The sequence below is a fragment of the Kibdelosporangium phytohabitans genome (assembly GCF_001302585.1).
Classification (GTDB): Bacteria; Actinomycetota; Actinomycetes; order Mycobacteriales; family Pseudonocardiaceae; genus Kibdelosporangium; species Kibdelosporangium phytohabitans.
Map to the genome: position 1 here is coordinate 7,486,556 of NZ_CP012752.1, position 19,462 is coordinate 7,506,017.

Sequence of the window (19,462 nt, forward strand, 5' to 3'; positions counted from 1 at the left end):
CTGCACATTGTCTCCCGTGGCCCGATGAGCTGGGACAACACCCGACATTACAACTCTTGTGCAAGCGCGGAAAATCTGTAACAGTCGACGGATGACCGCCACCCAGTCGCCCGCGCAGCAGTACGCCACGCACGAGGTCGCCAACCAGCCGCCGCCGCACTCGCCGTACGACGCGTCCGCGGACACCGCGCTGCTGGAGGGTCTGCGCCGGGAAGGAGCGGGCTGGGCCGAGGAGGACATCCGCCGCTTCGGCAAGCTGGCGGGCAGCGAGGAAGCCCAGTTGTGGGCGGAACAAGCGAACACCAACGAACCCGTGCTGCGCACGGTCGACCGTTACGGCAACCGCGTCGACGAGGTGGACTTCCACCCCTCATGGCACAACCTCATGCGCGTCGCGATCGCCGAGGGCGGCGCCGCGTCCCCGTGGGCTGACGAGCGCGCGGGCGCGCACGTGGTGCGGTTCGCGGGCAGCCTGGTCTGGGGCCACACCGAGGCGGGCCACGGGTGTCCGTTGTCCATGACGTACGCGGTGATCCCCGCCCTGCGCCACCAACCCGACCTGGCCGCGGTGTTCGAACCGCTGCTGACCAGTCGCGTGTACGACCCGGGCCTGCGGATCCCGACAACCAAGCGCGGCATCCTCGCCGGCATGGGCATGACCGAAAAGCAGGGCGGCTCGGACGTGCGCACCAACTCCACCGTCGCGACACCGACCGGCGAGGACGGCGTCTACACCCTCCGCGGCCACAAGTGGTTCACGTCGGCCCCGACGTGCGACATCTTCCTCGTCCTCGCGCAGGCGCCCGGTGGCCTGTCGTGCTTCCTCGTCCCGCGGATCCTGCCGGACGGCACCCGCAACACGTTCCGGATCACGCGACTGAAGGACAAGCTGGGCAACCGGTCCAACGCCTCGTCCGAGCCCGAGTTCGACGGCACGGTGGCGTGGCTGGTCGGACCCGAGGGACGCGGGGTCAAGACGATCATCGAGATGGTCAACTGCACCCGGCTGGACTGCGTGGCGGGCTCGTCGGCGACGATCCGCAAGGCGCTGGTCGAGGCGGGGCACCACGTCAAGTACCGCAGCGCGTTCGGCGCGAAGCTGATCGACCAGCCGCTGATGCGTGGCGTGCTGGCCGACCTGGCGGTGGAGTCGGAAGCCGCGACCACGTTGGGGCTGCGGCTGGCAGGCGCGGCCGACCGGGCGATCCGCGGTGATGAAGGCGAGAAGTCCTTCCGCCGGATCGCGACCGCGATCGGCAAGTACTGGGTGACCAAGCGGGCGCCCGCGTTCACCGCCGAAGCGCTGGAATGCCTCGGCGGCAACGGGTACGTCGAGGAATCCGGCATGCCGAGGCTCTACCGCGAGGCGCCGCTCAACTCGATCTGGGAAGGCTCGGGCAACGTCAACGCGCTCGACGTGTTGCGTGCGCTGGCCAAGGAACCCGGTGCGGCGCAAGCCCTCATGACCGAACTGTCGCTCGCCCACGGCGCCGACTCCCGGCTGGACGCGGCGGTCACCCGTCTCGGCACGGAACTCACCGCCCTGGCCACGGACCTCGACCGGGCGCAGCGGCAGGCACGCCGCATGGTCGAGCTGATGGCGTTGACGCTGCAGGGCTCGTTGCTGGTCCGGCACGCACCCGCGGCCGTCGCGGACGCGTTCTGCGCGAGCAGGCTGGGTGGCGACTGGGGGCACGCGTTCGGCACGCTTCCGGAAGGATCCGACGTCACCGGGATTCTCGAACGGGCGCTGCCGGAGGGCTCATGAGTGTCGTTGTGGACCGGGACGGCCCGGTCACGATCGTCAGCATCGACCGGGCCGAGGCCCGCAACGCGGTCGACCACGTGCACGCGGCGGCGCTGACGGAAGCTTTCGAGGAATTCGACAAGGACGACGAAGCCTCCGTCGCCGTCCTGCACGGGCGCGGTGGCGTGTTCTGCGCGGGAGCGGACCTCAAGGCTGTCGCTCGCGGGGAGGTGAACATCGGCGCGCCGGGTGAAGGGCCCGCTGGGATGGGGCCGACCAGGCTGCTGCTGAGCAAGCCGGTGATCGCGGCCGTCGACGGGTACGCCGTGGCGGGTGGGCTGGAATTGGCCATCTGGGCGGACTTGCGGGTCGCTGACCCGGGTGCTGTGTTCGGCGTGTTCTGCCGCCGGTGGGGTGTGCCGCTGATCGACGGCGGCACGATCCGGCTCCCTCGTCTGATCGGCCACTCCCATGCGCTGGACATGATCCTCACGGGACGCCCGGTAGATGCGGAGGAGGCGCATCGGATGGGTCTGGCCAACCGGATCAGCGCTCCCGGGCAGGCTTTGGCCGAGGCGGTTGAGCTGGCCCGGCAGTTGGCGGGTTTTCCACAGGTCTGCATGCGGCAGGACCGGCTTTCCAGTTACGCCCAGCACGACCTTCCGATCGGCGCGGCCATTGGTTCGGAATGGCAGCACGGTGTGGTTTCGCTGGCCAGTGACTCGGTCACCGGGGCGGGCCGGTTCGCCGCCGGTGCGGGACGGCACGGTTCCTTCGGTGGCTTGGAGGACGCATGAGCGACCCGGCCGCGTGGCGCGAGAACTGGACCGAAGGCGAAGGCTCGAAGTTCGCCGGTCGCCCGGCACCGGAGTCGGAAGCCGAGTACTCGACGTTGACCTACGAAGTCGACGGCCGCATCGCACGCATCACCTTCAACCGCCCGCACCGCGGCAACGCGATCACCGCCGAAACACCCGGCGACATAGCGGCGGCGGTGGAACGAGCCGACCTTGATCCCCGCGTCCACGTGATCCTCCTTTCCGGGCGTGGAAAGGGATTCTGCGGCGGGTACGACCTGTTCGAGACCGCCGAGCGAAATTTCAGCGACAGCGAAGGAACGCCTTCGACCGGCGGGACCGTGCTCGACCCGGCTGTTCAGGCTGCCAACCACAATCCGTTCGCTGCCGAGCCGTGGGATCCTATGATCGACTACGCGATGATGAGCCGGTTCAACCGCGGATTCTCGTCTCTGCTGCACGCCACCAAGCCGACCGTGGCCAAGTTGCACGGTTTCTGCGTGGCAGGCGGTACGGATATCGCTTTGTACTGCGACCAGATCATTTGCGCCGATGACACGAAGATCGGATACCCACCTACGCGGGTGTGGGGCGTTCCGGCCGCTGGCATGTGGGCTCACCGGCTGGGCGACCAGCGAGCCAAACGGCTCCTGCTCACCGGCGAATGCCTGGCTGGGACCCAGGCTGCCGAGTGGGGTCTTGCCGTTGAGTCGTGGCCCGCGGAGGAGCTCGATCAGCGGACCGAGTCGCTCGTCGGGAAGATCGCCGCCATGCCCGTCAACCAGCTCATGATGGTCAAGCTCGCTCTGAACTCCGCGCTGCTGGCTCAGGGTGTTCAGAACTCGGGCATGATCAGTACTGTTTTCGATGGGATTTCCCGGCATACTCGGGAGGGTTACTCTTTTCAGCTTCGCTCCGCCGAGGTCGGGTTTCGGCAGGCCGTTCGCGAGCGGGATGAGTTTTTCGGGGACCACAAGCGTTCTTCTTAGTTCTTCGGTTTTCTTATGGCCGCTTGTTTTTCACCTTCTGTGGTTGTTGGTTCCTTGGCGTTTTTCGCCCTTGTTGCGATTGTCGGCGCTCTGGCGTGTTGCTTGCCGCTATGCTGTGGTCGTTGACCCTTCGGTGGGCCGGGGCGGCGCCGATTTGACAAAGGGGCCCTGAGGCGCCCTCTTCGAGCGTAGAGGAGGAGCCCCTCTTCGTCGACCAAAGCTCAGCATTCCGCATGGGGACGGTACCCTCCGCGGCCGACAAGCCTACGGGCGCCTCCACCCTTTGTAAGATCGGCGCCGCTCTTGGTTTTTCGGGCTTTGACTCTGCCGCTTTCCAGCTTGGCTCTGCTTTCCTCCGCTTCCGGCTTTCTGCTCGGCTCTCGGCTTCGGCTTGGCTTCGACTCCCAGCTGCCAGCTCCCGGCTTCCCGCTCCGAGCACCCGCTTCCCCGCTACCGCTCCCCAGCTCTCGTTCCCGGTATCCAGGCCCGGACTTCGACTACCGACCCAGCTCCCCGGCATCCCACCTCGAGGTCCCTGTTCCCCGCACCCCACTGGTGAGCATGGTCTTCTCTCACTGCCGGTCATGCCAGGTGTCGGCCGTACGCTCGCCGGACAGCAGAAAAGGCCTGCGGCCGAATGCCCGCAGGCCTTTTGTTCGCGTTTTACTTGGGTTCGAGTACGAATACCGGGATCTGCCGGTCGGTCTTCTCCTGGTACTCGGCGTAGGCCGGGTACGCCTCGACGGCTCGGTCCCACCACTCGGCCCGCTCGGACCCGTCCACCTCGCGGGCGACGTAGTCCTTCGTCACTGTCCCGTCTTGCAGGGGGAATTCGGGGTGGGCCTTGATGTTGTGGTACCAGGTCGGGTGTTCGGGCGCCCCGCCCTTGGAGGCCACGACCGCGTACTTGCCTTCGTGTTCCACCCTCATCACCGGGGTGTAGCGCAGCTTGCCCGACTTGGCGCCGCGCAGGGTCAGCAGCACGATCGGCTTACCCAGGACGAGGATTCCCTCCGTCGTCCCGGTTTCGAGGATCTTCTTCGTCTGGCCTTGCACCCAGTCCGTCGGGCTCAGCTCTACGGTCTCGTCTGGCATGTCGTTGGTCAACACTCCTCGCGCCGCCGTTGTTCCCTGCCGGGCTTCAGCTGCCCTCCAGGTCGCCTTCCGTGTTCAGGTACACCGCACGCAGCGCGTCCAGTGTGGCCTGATCAGGATGCTCCCACATCCCCCGGTCCGCCGCCTCCAGAAGGCGCTCCGAGATCCCGTGCAGCGCCCACGGGTTGGCCTCGGACAGGAACTTCTGGTTCTCCGGGTCGAGGACGTAGCTCGCCGCGAGTTGCTCGTACATCCAGTCCGCCACGACTCCTGTCGTGGCGTCGTAGCCGAAGAGGTAGTCCACTGTGGCCGCGAGCTCGAACGCGCCCTTGTAGCCGTGCCTGCGCATTGCCGCCAGCCAGCGGGGGTTCACCACGCGGGCGCGGAAGATCCTTGTCGTCTCCTCGTTGAGGGTACGGGTGCGGACCGCGTCCGGGCGGGTGCTGTCGCCCACGTACGCGGCGGGGGCTTTACCGGTGAGGGCTCGGACTGTCGCGATCATCCCGCCGTGGTATTGGAAATAGTCGTCCGAGTCCGCGATGTCGTGTTCACGGGTGTCGATGTTCTTCGCTGCCACGGCGATGCGCTTGTAGGACGTCTCCATGTCCTGGCGTGCCTGGACTCCGTCGAGGCCCCTGCCGTAGGCGTAGCCGCCCCAGACCGCGTACACCTCGGCCAGGTCGGCGTCATCACGCCAGTTCCGGCTGTCGATCAACGGGAGGATGCCCGCGCCGTACGCGCCCGGTTTCGAGCCGAAAATCCGCATTGTCGCCCGCCGCGAGTCCCCGTGGCCGGCGCGGTCGGCCTCCACGTGCGCGCGGACGAAGTTCTGGTCTGCCGGCTCGTCCAGGGACGCCACGATCTGCACCGCGTCGTCCAGCAACGCCACGACGTGGGGGAACGCGTCACGGAAGAAGCCGCTGATGCGCACTGTCACGTCGATGCGGGGCCTGCCGAGTTCGTCGAGCGGGATCACCTCGAGGCCTGAGACGCGCCGGGACTGGTCGTCCCACTGTGGACGGACGCCCAGCAGGGCGAGGACCTCCGCGATGTCGTCACCCGCGGTGCGCATCGCCGACGTGCCCCACACCGACAGGCCCACCGACGGCGGCCACTCGCCGTTCTCCTCGCGGTAGCGCGCCAGCAACGAGTCGGCCATCGCCTGGCCCGTTTCCCACGCCAGCCGCGACGGCACCGCCTTCGGGTCGACCGAGTAGAAGTTCCGCCCGGTCGGCAGCACGTTCACCAGCCCACGCAGCGGCGAACCGCTCGGCCCCGCCGGAATGTACCCGCCGTCCAACGCGTGCAGGACGTGGTCGAGTTCGTCGGTGGTGCGGGCCAGGCGCGGGACTACCTCGGTGGCGGCGAACGCCATGATCTGTTCGACGGTCTCGTCCTCACGGCCGAGCACGTCGGACACCACCGTCGGCGCCGCGTCCACCGCCCACGAGGCGTTCTCCATGCCTTCGACCAGCGCACGAGCGGTCGCCTCGACGGTGTCCGTCGCGGTGCGGTCGTTGTCCTTTTCGGACAAGCCAAGGGCTTCGCGCAGTCCTGGCAGTGCGTCCGCCTGCCCGCCCCACATCTGCCTGGCCTGCAGCATCGCCAGGACGAGGTTGACCCGTGCCTCCCCTTCCGGGGCGACGCCGAGCACGTGCAGGCCGTCGCGGATCTGCACGTCCTTGACCTCGCACAGCCAGCCGTCGACGTGCAGCAGGAAGTCGTCGAACTCCGCGTCGTGCGGGCGGTCGTCCAGGCCGAGGTCGTGGTCGAGTTTCGCGGCCTGGATCAGTGTCCAGATCTGCGCGCGGATCGCGGGCAGCTTCGCCGGGTCCATCGCGGCGATGTTCGCGTGCTCGTCGAGCAACTGCTCCAGACGGGCGATGTCGCCGTAGCTGTCGGCACGGGACATCGGCGGCACCAGGTGGTCGACCAGGGTCGCGTGGGTGCGGCGCTTGGCCTGCGTGCCCTCGCCAGGGTCGTTGACCAGGAACGGGTAGATCAACGGGATGTCGCCGAGCGCCGCGTCCGGGCCGCAGCCCGCGGACATGCCGACGGTCTTGCCGGGCAGCCACTCCAGGTTGCCGTGCTTGCCGACGTGCACCATCGCGTGCGCGCCGAACTCCTCGGCCAGCCAGCGGTACGCGGCCAGGTAGTGGTGGCTCGGCGGCAGGTCCGGGTCGTGGTAGATCGCGATCGGGTTCTCGCCGAACCCGCGCGGCGGCTGGACCATCACGACGATGTTGTTGGCCCGCAACGCGGCCAGCACGATCTCACCGTCGGGGTCGGCGGACCGGTCGACGAACAGCTCACCGGGCGCCTGGCCCCAGTGCTCCTCGATGGCTTCCCTGGTGTCCTGCGGCAGCTTCTCGTAGGACGCGCGGTAACGAGCCGCCGAGATCCTGATCGGGTTGCCCGTCAACTGCTCCTCGGTCAACCAGTCCGCGTCCTGGCCGCCCGCCGCGATCAGCGCGTGGATCAGCGCGTCGCCGTCCTGCGCCTCGACGCCGGGCAGCTCACCGACGTCGTAACCGCGTTCCTTCAACGCGGCCAGCAGCCGGACCACGCTCGCCGGGGTGTCCAGGCCGACCGCGTTGCCGATACGGGAATGCTTGGTCGGGTACGCCGACAGCATCACCACGACCCGCCGTTCGGCGGGCGGGATGTGCCGCAGCGACGCGTGCCGCACGGCGATACCCGCCACACGCGCGGCCCGCTCCGGGTCGGCGACGTACACGGTCAGGCCGTCCTCGTCGATCTCCTTGAAGGAGAACGGAACCGTGATGATCCGGCCGTCGAACTCGGGGATCGCGACCTGGGTGGCGGTGTCGAGCGGGGACAGCCCGTCGTCGTTCTCGTCCCAGGACGCACGGCTGCTCGTCAGGCACAGTCCCTGCAGGATCGGCACGTCCAGGGCGGCGAGCGCACCGACGTCCCACGCTTCGTCGTCGCCACCGGCGGACGCGGTCGCCGGTTTGGTACCACCGGCGGCGAGCACGGTGACCACGAGCGCGTCGGCTTTGCCGAGCGTCTCCAGCAGCTCCGGCTCTGCCGTGCGCAGGGACGAGCAGAACACGGGCATCGCCTGCGCGCCGGCGGCTTCGATGGCGTCACACAAGGCGTGTACGAAAGCGGTGTTACCAGCCATGTGGTGCGCCCGGTAGTACAGGACGGCCACGACCGGGCCCTGCTTGGCCGACTCGCGTTCCAGCAGTCCCCAGTTCGGCGCGGCGACCGGTGGGGCGAAGCCGATACCGGTCAGCAGCACGGTGTCGGACAGGAAACCGAACAGCTCGGTGAGGTTGGCGGGGCCACCCTGGGCCAGGTAGGCGTGCGCTTGCGCGCAGACACCGGCGGGTGCCGTGGAGAGCTCCATCAGCTCGGCGTCCGGCGCCTGCTCACCGCCGAGCACGACCACCGGCCGCGGCCCGGCCAGCAGCGCGTCCAGGCCTTCCTCCCATGCCCGGCGGCCACCGAGGATGCGCACCACGACCAGGTCGGCGCCGTCGACGAGCGCGGGGAGGTCGTCGACGGTCAGCCGGGCGGGGTTGCCGAGCCGGAAGTCGGCGCCGCTGGCCCGCGCGGACAACAGGTCGGTGTCGGAGGTCGACAGCAGCAGGATCACGCGGATCACTCCACTCCCCCGGGGTCCTCGCCCCGAGACGCAGGTTCTCGACGCCGCGCGAGTGTCTGGCTCCCTGGCCGGCCTCGGTGGGCAGGCCCGGTGACAGTGGCGGGACCGCGCCGGACTCGCACCGGCTTCCTCACTGCGTCGTCGTTCGAGCCGACCCTACCCGTTCACCGGCCGCGGCGCGGACGCCCGGACGGCTGGTTCGCACGTGCGGAAGGTCACGAAAAATCACAGTCGGGTCACACCAGGAACCGGATGCCCGTGGCGGAACTCTCAGACCCACACACGGGAACACCGGGAGGCGACTGGTGGGCTACGACGTCGTGATCGATTCGCTGCGGAAGGCGGCCGCGGCAGCGGCGGACGCGGCCTCGCAGTCGGGCAAGGTGGAGCTGGGCGCGGCACTCGACGACGTCGGTCCGGCCATGCCGGGCAGCAGATCCGGCCCAGCCGCCGCCTCCCTCACGACGGCGTGGACCAACCTGGTGAAGTCGTGGAGCGCGGACGCGACGGCGTACGGCGAGAACCTGACGGCAGCGGCGGACCACTACGCCGCCAACGAACAGGCTGCCAAGGCCGACTTCCAGGGCGTGGGATAGCCGTGGTCGCCTACGGGGACATCCGCAAATGGCAGTCGGGCCCGCTGGACACCGCGGTCGGCGACCTGAACAAACGCTGTGACGAGCTGCTGGGCCTGAGCGACGAGCTCGCGGCGTCCGGCACACCACAAGGCTGGACCGGCAACAGCGCCGACGCGGCACGCACCCAACGCGAGGACCTCAACAACCGGATGGAACGCCTGGTGGCCGGTGTCGCGGCGGTCCGCAGAGCGATGGGCGAGGCAGCCGACTCGGTCGAAGCCCTCGGCCACGCCGTGCGGGAAACCGAGGACATCGCCCAGCGCAACCACTTCGTCATCGCCGACGACGGCGGCATCGTCGACAACGCGCCGCAGACAGCGCACGACCCCGCGCACATCGACGAGTACTTCCGTGACCGCGAACGGGTCCAGACCGAGCTGGCCGACCGGGTCGAGCAGGCGATCCGGCGCGGCACGGACGTGGACAACGACCTGGCGGCGATCCTGAGCCGCGCCGAGCGGGGTGAGGTCGACGACCAGGGCGCGACCACGCTGCAAGCGGCGGCGGCAGCGGGCGCGAAGCAAGGCGGACTGTCCACAATCGAACCGCCGAAGAACGGCACGCCATGGGACAACGCGGGCTGGTGGGACTCGCTGTCGGACGCGGAGCGGACACGGATCATCGCCGAGCACCCGGCCTGGGCCGGCAACCTCGACGGCGTGCCGGGCTCGGCCCGTGACGAGGCGAACCGCAACCGGATCGACGACGAACGCGCGAAGCTGGAGGCCCGCAAACGCGAACTGGAAGCCGACCTGGACGACAACTGGTTCGGCGGCCTGTTCACCGACGCCGACGCGGAACTGGACCAGGTCAACGCGAAGCTGGAGTCGCTGGACAAGATCGAGAGCACCCTGGCTCAGCCGGGCGAACGCCAGCTGCTGCTGCTCGACATGTCCGGCGAACGCGCGGAAGCCGCGATCGCCAACGGCAACATCGACACCGCGGATCACGTCGCGGTGTTCACGCCAGGCCTGACATCGACCGTGAACGGCAGCCTGGACGGCTACGACCAGTCCATGGCCGACCTGCGACACCGCAGCGAGGAAGAACTGGCACGTTACGGCGACGGCGGTAAGGTCGCCACGGTGACGTGGATCGGATATCAGGCGCCGCAATTGAGCGCACACGGTTTGTTGTTCGACGACAACACCGTGCTCGACGATCACTCCGCGGAGGAAGGCGCCAGGAAACTCGCGCCGTTCCTCAACGGAATCGACGCCGCCCGCGCCACCGACCCGCACATGACCGCACTCGGCCATTCCTACGGCTCGACCACCACCGGCATCGCGCTGCGACAGAACACCGGCGTCGACAACGCCGTGTTCTACGGCTCACCAGGACTCGGCACGAACAACGCCGACGAAATCAACGTGCCCACCGGCAGCTCCTACTACATCGAAGCCCGGAACGACGCGGTCGGCGACTTCGGCTATTTCGGGATCGACCCCAGCCACATGGACGGCGTGAACCACGTGTCGGCCAAGGGGACAACGCTGCCCGACGGCCGTCATCTCAGTGAATCCACCGGCCACAGCGCGTACATGGCGGACAAGAGCACCAGCCAGTACAACCTGAGCGTGGTCGTCGGTGGAATGCCCGAACGAGCCGTCCGGGACGACGGCAAAGGCGCGGGCGACATCCTGTCCTGGCCGATCCCGGGGACGTACTGATGCGATTCGCGGGTTTTCTCTGCACGGCCCTGCTGCTCGTCGGCGCGTGTGACTCGAAAGGTGGTTCCATGACGAAGGACGAGCAGTTCGCGGAGCTGATGAAGCGACCGGACATCGAGCAGATCGAGGCGGACTACCTGAAACTGCTCGAGGACATCCGCACGGAGCTGGTGGCGAGGACCGGGATCGCCCAGTGGGTACCGAAGGACGAACCGATCACCGGCTCGGGCTGCGGGGACTTTCCCGGCATCGGCGGCAACGTGCGCAGGTACAGCTCCGGCCACTCCCCCGGCAACCTGCCGGACGCGAAGTGGCAGGACGCGGTGGAGCTGGTCGAATCGATCGCGGGAAGGCAAGGCTTCAAGCTGCACGGCGCAGTGGTCGACCGCCCGGACGACCACGAGGTGACCCTCGGCAACGACTACGGCGCGGAACTCCTCTTCGGCACAGCGGCCAACACAACCCTGAGCATCAGCACCGGCTGCCACCTCACCCGAGCCGCAAAGCAACGCGGCACACCCGCCTGAAAAGACGAGGAAAGACCAAGGGCGGCCCGACCGAAGAAATGCGGCCAGCCCAAGGACCACGGCCAGCCGGAATAGCAACCAGCCAGAAGAAGAGCAACCAGCCGCGAAACCCCGGAGCGGCGCTGATTTCACGTGGGGTAGGGGCGCCCGTGAGCTCGTCGCCGCGAGGAGAGCCCCGCAGCCGTACGGAATCGTGGAAGCATGCGCCGGGGGCGGGGCTCCTCCTGTACGGCTCTCCTAGGGCGCCCCAGGGGCCCCATGTCAAATCGGCGACGCCCCAACCACCGACCCCGAAACGACCAAAGCGTACGACACCCCAGCCACAAGACGAAGACGTGGGACACTGGCGCATCCGACAAGCTCGCGTAGCATCCGGCGAGTGCCCACGCCCCCAGATCGCCAGCGCCCGGACGCGTGTCCCGGCGCGATCGCCGTGCACCAGGCGGCGGACGGCGGGCTGGCCAGGGTCCGCGTACCCGGCGGAACGCTGACGAGAGCCCAGCTCAGAGCGTTGGCGAAGGCATCGGCCGACCTGGGCGACGGTGGCTTGGAGCTGACGTCCCGCGCCAACGTCCAGATCCGCGCGCTGGCCGCGGGCGCCGAGGTCGAGCTGGCGAGGCGGTTGTGGGACGCGGGGCTGCTCCCGTCCCGCACGCACGAGCGTGTGCGCAACATCATCGCGTCCCCGCTGAGTGATGATCAACACCTTGTGGACGAGCTCGACAAGGCACTGTGCGCGCAGCCCGGGCTGGCTGGGCTACCTGGCAGGTTCCTGATCACTGTGGACGATGGCCGCGGTGACGTCAGCGGTCTCGGCGGCGACATCGGACTACACGGTGACGCCTTACTCCTGGCCGGTTCCGACACGGGGTTGCGGGTGTCCGACCCGGTTGGCGCCGTCATCAGGGCGGCGCTGGAGTTCCAGGCGATCCGTGGCGACGCGTGGCGTCTGGCCGAAGTGCCGCAAGGGATCGAGCGGATCACAGCCAGGCTCGGCAAACCAGGCCGCGAACGCATCCAGGTAAAACCACCGTCATCAAGGCCGATCGGCCGTACAGGCGACGTGACGGTGGCCGCTGTGCCTCTCGGCCGCCTGTCCGGCACGCAAGCGCAGCGGCTGTGTGAGATTGTCCCGTGGATCAGGCTCACGCCGTGGCGCAGTGTCGTGATTCCCGCTGTCGACATCGACACCGGCCTTGTCACCGACCCGGATTCGCCGTGGCATGGCGTGACCGCGTGTGCGGGACGTCCGGGCTGCGCGAAATCTCTCGCCGATGTGCGGGCCGACGCGGCCGCGTGGGTGCGCACGCGCAAGGACAGGGTTGCCGTGCACTGGTCGGGATGTGGGCGCCGGTGCGGGAAACCAGCTGGACAGGTGGTGGAGATGATCGCCACGGGCAACGGATACCGGAGGAGCGAGTGACCGACTACGTGCGGGACGGCGCGGAGATCTACCGCCAGTCCTTCGCGACCATCCGCGCCGAGGCCGACCTGAGCAGCCTCCCGCCGGACGTGGCGAAGGTGGCGGTCCGGATGATCCACGCGTGCGGCATGGTCGGCCTGGTCACCGACATCGCCTTCTCCCCCAACGCCATCGCCAAGGCACGAGCCGCGTTGCGGGCGGGCGCGCCGATCCTGTGCGACGCGCAGATGGTCGCCGCCGGTGTCACGCGCAAACGTCTGCCCGCCGACAACGAGGTCGTGTGCATGCTGAGCGATCCGCGTGTGCCGGGTCTGGCGGCGAAAATGGGGAACACTCGCAGCGTTGCCGGTTTCGAGCTGTTGCGTGACCGGCTGGGTGAGTCGGTTGTGGCGATCGGGAACGCGCCGACCGCGTTGTTCCACCTGCTCGACATGATCGCCGGCGGCGCGCCGCGGCCCGCTGCCGTGCTGGGCATCCCGGTCGGGTTCGTCGGCGCGGCCGAGTCGAAGCAGGCGTTGGCCGGCAACGACTTGGGACTGGAATATCTGGTTGTCCACGGGCGGCGCGGCGGCAGTGCCATCACCGCGGCGGCTGTGAACGCGATCGCGAGCGAGGAAGAATGAGCACGCCAACAGGCCGGTTGTGGGGTGTCGGGCTGGGCCCCGGCGATCCGGAGCTGATCACCGTCAAGGCGGCGCGGCTGATCGAGTCGGCCGAGGTGATCGCGTTCCACAGCGCCCGGCACGGCCGCAGCGTGGCCCGGTCGATCGCCAAGCACTACATGCGCGACGGCCAGATCGAAGAGCCGTTGATGTACCCGATCACCACCGAGACCACTGACCACCCCGGCGGCTACCAGGGCGCGCTCGACGACTTCTACGAGGAGTGCGCGGCCCGGCTGGCCGCACACCTGGACGCGGGACGTGACGTCGTCGTTCTGGCAGAAGGGGATCCTTTCTTCTACGGCTCGTACATGCACCTGCACAAGCGACTGGCGCACCGGTACCCGGCTCAGGTCGTGCCGGGCGTGACGTCGGTCAGCGCGGCGGCGGCGGAGTCGGGCAGGCCGCTGGTCGAGCGGGACGAGACCCTCACGGTGCTGCCGGGGACACTGCCGGTCGACGTGCTCGCGGAGAAGCTGAAGGCGACGGACTCCGCGGCGATCATGAAGCTGGGCCGTACCTTCCCGAACGTGCGCCAGGCGTTGCAGGAGGCCGGGCGGCTCGGCGAGGCCTGGTACGTCGAACGCGCGACGACCGACAAGCAGCGTGTCGAACCGTTGGCTGAGGTCGACCCGGCCACTGTGCCGTACTTCTCGGTCGCCTTGCTGTCGAGCCGGGCCGCCGCGGTCGCTCCCACGGCCGCGACCGCGCCTCGCTCCGGTGAGGTCGTGGTGGTCGGACTCGGCCCGGCGGGGCGTGAGTGGCTGACGCCGGAGGCGCAGGACGCGCTCGCCACGGCCACGGACTTGGTCGGCTACGGGCCGTACATCGACCGTGTGCCGCCGAATCCACGGCAGCGCCGGCACTTGTCGGACAACCGGGTCGAAGCCGAACGGGCAGCGTTCGCGCTCGATCTGGCGCGCGGCGGCGCACGTGTGGCGGTCGTGTCGTCCGGCGACCCGGGCGTGTTCGCGATGGCCAGCGCGGTGCTGGAGGTCGCCGAGGAGTACGCGGACGTTCCGGTCCGGATCCTCCCCGGCCTGACCGCGGCCAACGCCGTCGCCAGCCGCGTCGGCGCGCCACTGGGACACGACTACTGCGTGCTCTCGTTGTCCGACAGGCTCAAGCCGTGGGACGTGATCGCGCAGCGGCTGTCGGCGGCGGCCGGGGCCGACCTGGTCATGGCGATCTACAACCCGGCGTCCCGGACCAGGACGTGGCAGGTCGAAGCGGCACGTGACCTGCTGCTGGAGCACAGGTCCCCGGACACGCCAGTGGTCATCGGCCGCGATGTCGGGTATCCGACCGAGACGATCGAGATCGTCCGGCTCGCCGACCTGGCGGCATCCACAGTGGATATGCGATGCCTGCTGCTGGTCGGTTCGTCACAGACCCGGCTCACCGGCAACGGCAGAGTCTTCACACCCCGGCGATACCCGACACCCAGCTGACGGCCGCCGCCACGCCGGACACCACCTCGACACCACCAGGCAGCGGCGGACGACGAACGACGACCACGGGAACACCCAGTTCCCGCGCAGCGGTCAGCTTTGCCGCGGTCATCTCGCCGCCGCTGTCCTTGGTGACGAGCACTCGCACCCGATGCTCACGCATCAGCGTGAGTTCTCCGTCCACAGTGAACGGTCCACGGTCAAGCACGACCGTGAGCTGTCGTGGCAGGGGCGGCTGTGGAGGCTCGACCGAGCGAGCCAGGAACCAGTGACCGTCCAGGTGCGCGAAGGCGGCGAGCTCCTCACGTCCGGTCGTGAGGAAAACCCGTTCAGCCGGAAGGGTTCCCGCAGCCCCTGCCACGCTGTCCACCCAGCGCCAGTCGTCGGCTGGACCTTGCCGCCAGCCAGGACGCCGGAGCACGACGTACGGGACGCCCAGCTCACGGGTGACGGCGGCGGCGGTCGCGGTCATCGTGGCCGCGAACGGATGAGTCGCGTCGACAACGGCGTTGATCTCGTTGTCCAGCAACCACTCCGCCAATCCGTCGGCGCCACCGAACCCGCCCACCCGAACCGGACCCGGCGGCAGCCGAGGCGCCGTCACACGTCCAGCCAACGACGAGATGACCGCGTGACCAGGCAATTCCCCCGCCAGGCGGCGCGCTTCACCTGTGCCGCCGAGGATGAGGACGTTCACCGGCTGCGGTCGACCGAGTAGAGGTGGCTGTCGATGAACTCGGTCGCGGACAGCGCCTGCCCGACAATGATCACAGCTGTCCGCTTGATCCCCGCGTCGTGGACCTGATCGGCGATGTCGGCAAGTGTTCCACGCAGAATGACCTCGTCCGCCCGGCTGGCGTACGCGACGACCGCGACCGGGCAACCAGGACCGTAGTTCGGCAGCAGTTCAGCGACAACCTCATCGATCCGCTGCACAGCGAGGTGCAGCACCATCGTGGACCGGCTCCGGCCGACGCTGCCCAGGTCCTCACCGGGCGGCATCGGCGTTGCCCGCGCGGAAGTCCGTGTCAGCACAACCGTTTGCGCAAGCCCGGGCACCGTCAGCTCACGCTTCAAACTCGCCGCGGCAGCGGCAAAAGCAGGCACACCGGGAGTCACGTCGTACGGGACACCGGCGGCGTCGAGCCTGCGCATCTGCTCAGCCATCGCGCTGTAAACCGACGGGTCACCTGAATGCAGCCGCGCGACATCGAGGCCACGGCTGTGCGCGCCGACGAGCTCGGCAGTGATCTCGTCGAGGTTCAGCTCAGCCGTATCCACGAGTTTCGCGCCAGCCGGGCACATCGCCAACAACTCAACCGGCACAAGCGCGCCCGCGTACAGACACACGGGCGAAGACGCGATCAGCCGCTGCCCCCGCACGGTGATCAGGTCGGCGGCACCTGGCCCTGCGCCGATGAAGTGCACGGTCACGCGTCGATCTCCTTGCTGACGGTCCACATGGTGACCGGCATCAACGGCCGCCACCCGGTGAACCCGCCGACCGGGGAACCCCGGCTGATCGAGATCCGGACCAGGTCACCACCGAGCCGGGCGTGCCATCGTGCCACGACAGCCTCGGATTCCACAGTGACCGCGTTCACCACCAGCCGCCCGCCCGGGCGCAGCGCGGCAAGCGCCCACTCGACCATGCCGTCGGCGGTCAGGCCACCGCCGATGAAGATCGCGTCCGGCGTGTCCAACCCGTCGACCGGCGCCTCGGCAGTCACCACTTCGACACCAGGGACACCCAGCTCACGGGCATTCCTCCCGATCCGCTCAGCGCGCACGGGATCACGCTCGACAGCGATCGCCCGGCAGGACGGGTGCACCCGGGACCACTCGATGGCAACACTGCCCGCGCCCCCGCCGACATCCCACAGAAGCTGACCGGGAACGGGCGTCAACCGGGACAGGGTGACCGCACGAACTTCACGTTTGGTGAGCTGACCATCGCTTTCGTAAGCGTCGTCCGGCAACCCGGGCACGTTCGGCAGGAGCCTCGAACCACGGCACTCGACGGCGATGACGTTCAACGGATCCGACGATCCCTGCCACTGCGAAGCAGTACCCGTGACCAGGTTCTCCCGCGCGTCACCAAGCATCTCAAGCACAGTCAGCTCACTGGCCCCGTATCCACGCTTGGTCAGCAACGCGGCAACCTGAGCAGGAGTGTCACCGTTGGCACTCAGCACAAGCAGCCTGCGGCCAGGATGAACACGCGCGTTGACCAACTCGACGGGACGCCCGACGACACTGACGACCTCGACATCCTGCTGCGCCCACCCCAACCGCGCACAAGCAAGCGACACCGAGGACGGGTAGGTCAGCACACGGGCGGGACCGAGCTTGGACCCGATGCCGTAGAACATCGGATCCCCGCTGGCGAGAACACAGAGATCACGCCCCTGGTGCTCGGCCAACAGCCCGGGTACGGCGGGCATCATCGGCGACGGCCAGGCCACCCGTTCAGCCGTGACCACCGGAGGCAGAAGATCAAGCTGACGCCGACTCCCCAGCACCACGTCGGCGGCGCTCAGGGCTTGCCGCGCCACGGCGGTGAGACCATCCCACCCCTCCGCGCCGATGCCGACCACTGTGACCATGCGACCAACGTAGAACATCGCAGGTCAGCGACGTAAACCGGCACCCGCGGCGGTCAGCGCGGCCTACCTTCCGGCGAGGGACCGGTCGTCGTCGCCGAAACAGCGAACGCCTAGCCGGCGAGGTCGGCGACGATCGCCCTGACCAGCGCGGCAGTCTCACTAGGCGTCTTACCGACCTCGACGCCAGCAGCCTCGAGGGCCTCCTGCTTGGCGGCAGCGGTACCGGCCGACCCGGAAACGATGGCACCGGCATGCCCCATGGTCCTGCCCTCCGGAGCCGTGAAGCCGGCGACATAACCGACAACCGGCTTAGTCACGTTCTCCGCGATGTAAGAGGCGGCACGCTCCTCGGCGTCCCCACCGATCTCGCCGATCATCACGATCACCTCGGTCTCAGGATCGTCCTGAAACGCCGCCAAAGCATCAATGTGCGTCGTCCCGGCCACCGGATCCCCGCCGATACCCACAGCAGACGAGAACCCGATGTCACGAAGCTCGTACATCAACTGGTACGTGAGCGTGCCCGACCTCGAGACCAAACCGATCTTGCCTGCACGGGTGATGTCGGCCGGGATGATCCCCGCGTTGCACTTCCCGGGCGAGATGATCCCGGGACAGTTGGGCCCGATGATCCGGGTCAGCCCGCCCCTGGTGACCGCGTGCGCCCAGAAGTAGGCGGAGTCGTGCACCGGAATGCCCTCGGTGATCACGACAGCCAACCCGACCTGAGCGTCGACAGCCTCCACCACAGCGCCTTTGGCGAACCGAGGCGGAACGAAGATCACAGTGGTGTCCGCACCGGTGTCGGCCACGGCTTCGCCGACCGAGTCGTACACAGGCAGCTGCGACTGTCCGATCTCGACGGTCTGGCCACCTTTGCCCGGCGTCACGCCACCGACGATGTTCGTGCCGGCGGCGAGCATCCGCGCGGTGTGCTTGCGGCCTTCGGAACCGGTCATGCCCTGGACGATGACCTTGGAACTCCCGTCGACGAAGATCGCCACGTCACACCCCTGCCAGTTCGGCCGCGTGCCTGGCCGCGGCGTCCATCGTCTCGATCTGCACGACACCGGGCAGCGCCGCTTCGGCGAGGATCCGGCGTCCTTCCCCGGCGTTGTTGCCGTCCAGCCGGACCACGATCGGCTTGCCGGCCCCGCCGAGGAAGCCGATCGCCTGCACGATGCCGTTGGCGACCGCGTCGCACGCGGTGATCCCGCCGAACACGTTCACCAGCACACTGCGCACGTCCGGGTCCGACAGGATGATCCCCAGCCCGTTGGCCATCACGTCCGCCGACGCGCCGCCACCGATGTCGAGGAAGTTCGCCGGCCGCGCACCCGCGCGGGCGACGACGTCCAGAGTGGACATCACCAGTCCCGCGCCGTTGCCGATCACGCCGACGTGGCCGTCGAGCTTGACGTAGTTGAGGCCCTTGGCCTTCGCCTTGGCCTCCAGCGGGTCCTCGGCGGCCGCGGCGACGAATCCCTCGTGCGCGGAGTGCCGGAAGGCCGCGTTGTCGTCGAGGGTCACCTTGCCGTCCAGCGCCACGATGTCGCCGTTGGAGTCGCTCACCAGCGGGTTGACCTCGACCAGGGTGGCTTCTTCTGCCACGAAGGCGTTCCACAGCCGCACGATGACCGGCGCCGCGGTTTCCGGGATGCCCGCGGCCACCGCGATGTCCCGTGCCTTGGCCAGGTCGACGCCACCGACCGCGTCGACCGGCACACGGGCGAGCGTGTCGGCGTTGTCCTCGATCTCCACGCCGCCTTCGGCCGACGCGAGGGCCAGGAAGGTGCGGTCGGCGCGGTCGAGCAGGAACGAGAAGTAGAACTCGCGCACGATCTCGGATGCCGGGGTGACGAGGAGTTTGCGCACGGTGTGGCCGTTGATGTCCAAACCGAGGATCGCCTCGGCGTGCGCGGTCACCTCGCCGGTGGTGCGGGCCAGGCGCACGCCGCCTGCCTTGCCGCGCCCACCCGTCTTCACCTGGGCCTTGATCACCACTGGCAGGCCGAGGATGCGGGCGGCGGCCACGGCGTCGGCCGGGTTCGTGACGACCCGTTGCGGGCCGACTGGGACGCCGTGCTTCGAGAAGAGCTCTTTGGCTTGATACTCGTACAGGTCCACGTTGTAGACTGTATGCAGTATGGAGCTACCTGTCCAGAGAGAGGGCCCCATGGAGTCAGTGCGGGATTGTTTTGGCAGGACGTATCGAGTCGGCCC

General features: G+C 68.5%; 16 protein-coding genes and 1 riboswitch. Of the genes, 9 read left to right on the plus strand and 7 right to left on the minus strand.

What is annotated here, in order from left to right; all coding sequences use genetic code 11:
- Positions 1-91: 91 nt before the first annotated feature.
- The 3 genes from AOZ06_RS33655 to AOZ06_RS33665 are packed head-to-tail and all read left to right on the plus strand — an operon-like array spanning position 92 to position 3,533.
- Positions 92-1,768 (plus strand): acyl-CoA dehydrogenase family protein, encoded by a 1,677-nt coding sequence (locus AOZ06_RS33655; RefSeq protein WP_054293073.1) that lies wholly within the window; start codon positions 92-94, stop codon positions 1,766-1,768.
- Positions 1,765-2,544, plus strand: coding sequence for a crotonase/enoyl-CoA hydratase family protein (locus tag AOZ06_RS33660; RefSeq protein WP_054293074.1), 780 nt, complete (start codon positions 1,765-1,767; stop codon positions 2,542-2,544). The genes AOZ06_RS33655 and AOZ06_RS33660 overlap by 4 nt, the downstream gene beginning before the upstream one ends.
- Complete coding sequence (locus tag AOZ06_RS33665) at positions 2,541-3,533, plus strand: crotonase/enoyl-CoA hydratase family protein (protein ID WP_054293075.1); 993 nt, start codon at positions 2,541-2,543, stop codon at positions 3,531-3,533. The genes AOZ06_RS33660 and AOZ06_RS33665 overlap by 4 nt, the downstream gene beginning before the upstream one ends.
- Positions 3,534-4,196: 663 nt before the next feature.
- Here AOZ06_RS33665 and AOZ06_RS33670 read toward each other — a convergent pair.
- Together AOZ06_RS33670 and cobN are read right to left on the minus strand one after the other, a co-directional pair.
- Complete coding sequence (locus AOZ06_RS33670) at positions 4,197-4,628, minus strand: nitroreductase family deazaflavin-dependent oxidoreductase (protein WP_054297106.1); 432 nt, start codon at positions 4,626-4,628, stop codon at positions 4,197-4,199.
- Positions 4,629-4,674: 46 nt separating this feature from the next.
- On the minus strand, positions 4,675-8,253 hold the full coding sequence (gene cobN / locus AOZ06_RS33675; RefSeq protein WP_054297107.1) for a cobaltochelatase subunit CobN: 3,579 nt from the start codon (positions 8,251-8,253) through the stop codon (positions 4,675-4,677).
- A 57-nt stretch (positions 8,254-8,310) separates the two neighbouring features.
- Positions 8,311-8,422: riboswitch (cobalamin riboswitch) on the minus strand.
- Positions 8,423-8,567: 145 nt separating this feature from the next.
- Here cobN and AOZ06_RS33680 point away from each other — a divergent pair.
- The 6 genes from AOZ06_RS33680 to AOZ06_RS33705 all read left to right on the plus strand — a co-directional run bounded on the left by AOZ06_RS33680 (position 8,568) and on the right by AOZ06_RS33705 (position 14,633).
- Positions 8,568-8,858: a hypothetical protein gene (locus tag AOZ06_RS33680; protein WP_054293076.1), complete on the plus strand. Its 291-nt coding sequence runs from the start codon at positions 8,568-8,570 to the stop codon at positions 8,856-8,858.
- A gap of 2 nt (positions 8,859-8,860) precedes the next feature.
- Positions 8,861-10,570, plus strand: coding sequence for an alpha/beta hydrolase (locus AOZ06_RS33685; RefSeq protein WP_054293077.1), 1,710 nt, complete (start codon positions 8,861-8,863; stop codon positions 10,568-10,570).
- A 68-nt stretch (positions 10,571-10,638) separates the two neighbouring features.
- Positions 10,639-11,097: an LppA family lipoprotein gene (locus AOZ06_RS33690; protein WP_063810480.1), complete on the plus strand. Its 459-nt coding sequence runs from the start codon at positions 10,639-10,641 to the stop codon at positions 11,095-11,097.
- 379 nt (positions 11,098-11,476) lie between these two features.
- Positions 11,477-12,520: a hypothetical protein gene (locus AOZ06_RS33695; RefSeq protein WP_054293079.1), complete on the plus strand. Its 1,044-nt coding sequence runs from the start codon at positions 11,477-11,479 to the stop codon at positions 12,518-12,520.
- Positions 12,517-13,143 carry a precorrin-8X methylmutase gene (locus AOZ06_RS33700; RefSeq protein ID WP_054293080.1) on the plus strand — a complete coding sequence of 209 codons (627 nt, stop codon included), beginning with the start codon at positions 12,517-12,519 and terminating at the stop codon, positions 13,141-13,143. Before AOZ06_RS33695 ends, AOZ06_RS33700 begins: the two co-directional genes overlap by 4 nt.
- A complete protein-coding gene (locus tag AOZ06_RS33705) occupies positions 13,140-14,633 on the plus strand; it encodes a precorrin-2 C(20)-methyltransferase (RefSeq protein ID WP_054293081.1) in 1,494 nt (497 codons plus the stop codon). The genes AOZ06_RS33700 and AOZ06_RS33705 overlap by 4 nt, the downstream gene beginning before the upstream one ends.
- Here AOZ06_RS33705 and AOZ06_RS33710 read toward each other — a convergent pair.
- The 5 genes from AOZ06_RS33710 to sucC form a co-directional block, all read right to left on the minus strand.
- Entirely contained in the window at positions 14,602-15,330 is a 729-nt protein-coding gene (locus tag AOZ06_RS33710; RefSeq protein WP_054293082.1) for a cobalt-precorrin-6A reductase, read from the minus strand. The genes AOZ06_RS33705 and AOZ06_RS33710 overlap by 32 nt on opposite strands.
- Positions 15,327-16,067, minus strand: a complete 741-nt coding sequence (gene cobM / locus AOZ06_RS33715; protein ID WP_054293083.1) for a precorrin-4 C(11)-methyltransferase — start codon at positions 16,065-16,067, stop codon at positions 15,327-15,329. Before cobM ends, AOZ06_RS33710 begins: the two co-directional genes overlap by 4 nt.
- Positions 16,064-17,239 (minus strand): precorrin-6y C5,15-methyltransferase (decarboxylating) subunit CbiE, encoded by a 1,176-nt coding sequence (cbiE, locus tag AOZ06_RS33720; RefSeq protein ID WP_225952966.1) that lies wholly within the window; start codon positions 17,237-17,239, stop codon positions 16,064-16,066. Before cbiE ends, cobM begins: the two co-directional genes overlap by 4 nt.
- A gap of 110 nt (positions 17,240-17,349) precedes the next feature.
- Positions 17,350-18,243: a succinate--CoA ligase subunit alpha gene (sucD, locus tag AOZ06_RS33725; protein WP_054293085.1), complete on the minus strand. Its 894-nt coding sequence runs from the start codon at positions 18,241-18,243 to the stop codon at positions 17,350-17,352.
- Between the two features lies 1 nt (position 18,244).
- The gene (gene sucC / locus AOZ06_RS33730; RefSeq protein ID WP_054293086.1) at positions 18,245-19,366 is read right to left on the minus strand and encodes an ADP-forming succinate--CoA ligase subunit beta; all 1,122 of its coding nucleotides are present in this window, start codon (positions 19,364-19,366) and stop codon (positions 18,245-18,247) included.
- Between the last annotated feature and the right edge of the window lie 96 nt (positions 19,367-19,462).

Excerpts from the sequence above, each read along its gene's own strand:
- AOZ06_RS33705 (WP_054293081.1), top strand. The coding sequence starts at position 13,140 with ATGAGCACGCCAACAGGCCGGTTGTGGGGTGTCGGGCTGGGCCCCGGC.
- AOZ06_RS33690 (WP_063810480.1), top strand. The coding sequence starts at position 10,639 with ATGACGAAGGACGAGCAGTTCGCGGAGCTGATGAAGCGACCGGACATC.
- AOZ06_RS33660 (WP_054293074.1), top strand. The coding sequence starts at position 1,765 with ATGAGTGTCGTTGTGGACCGGGACGGCCCGGTCACGATCGTCAGCATC.
- AOZ06_RS33670 (WP_054297106.1), bottom strand. The coding sequence starts at position 4,628 with ATGCCAGACGAGACCGTAGAGCTGAGCCCGACGGACTGGGTGCAAGGC.
- AOZ06_RS33655 (WP_054293073.1), top strand. The coding sequence starts at position 92 with ATGACCGCCACCCAGTCGCCCGCGCAGCAGTACGCCACGCACGAGGTC.
- cbiE (WP_225952966.1), bottom strand. The coding sequence starts at position 17,239 with ATGGTCACAGTGGTCGGCATCGGCGCGGAGGGGTGGGATGGTCTCACC.
- AOZ06_RS33665 (WP_054293075.1), top strand. The coding sequence starts at position 2,541 with ATGAGCGACCCGGCCGCGTGGCGCGAGAACTGGACCGAAGGCGAAGGC.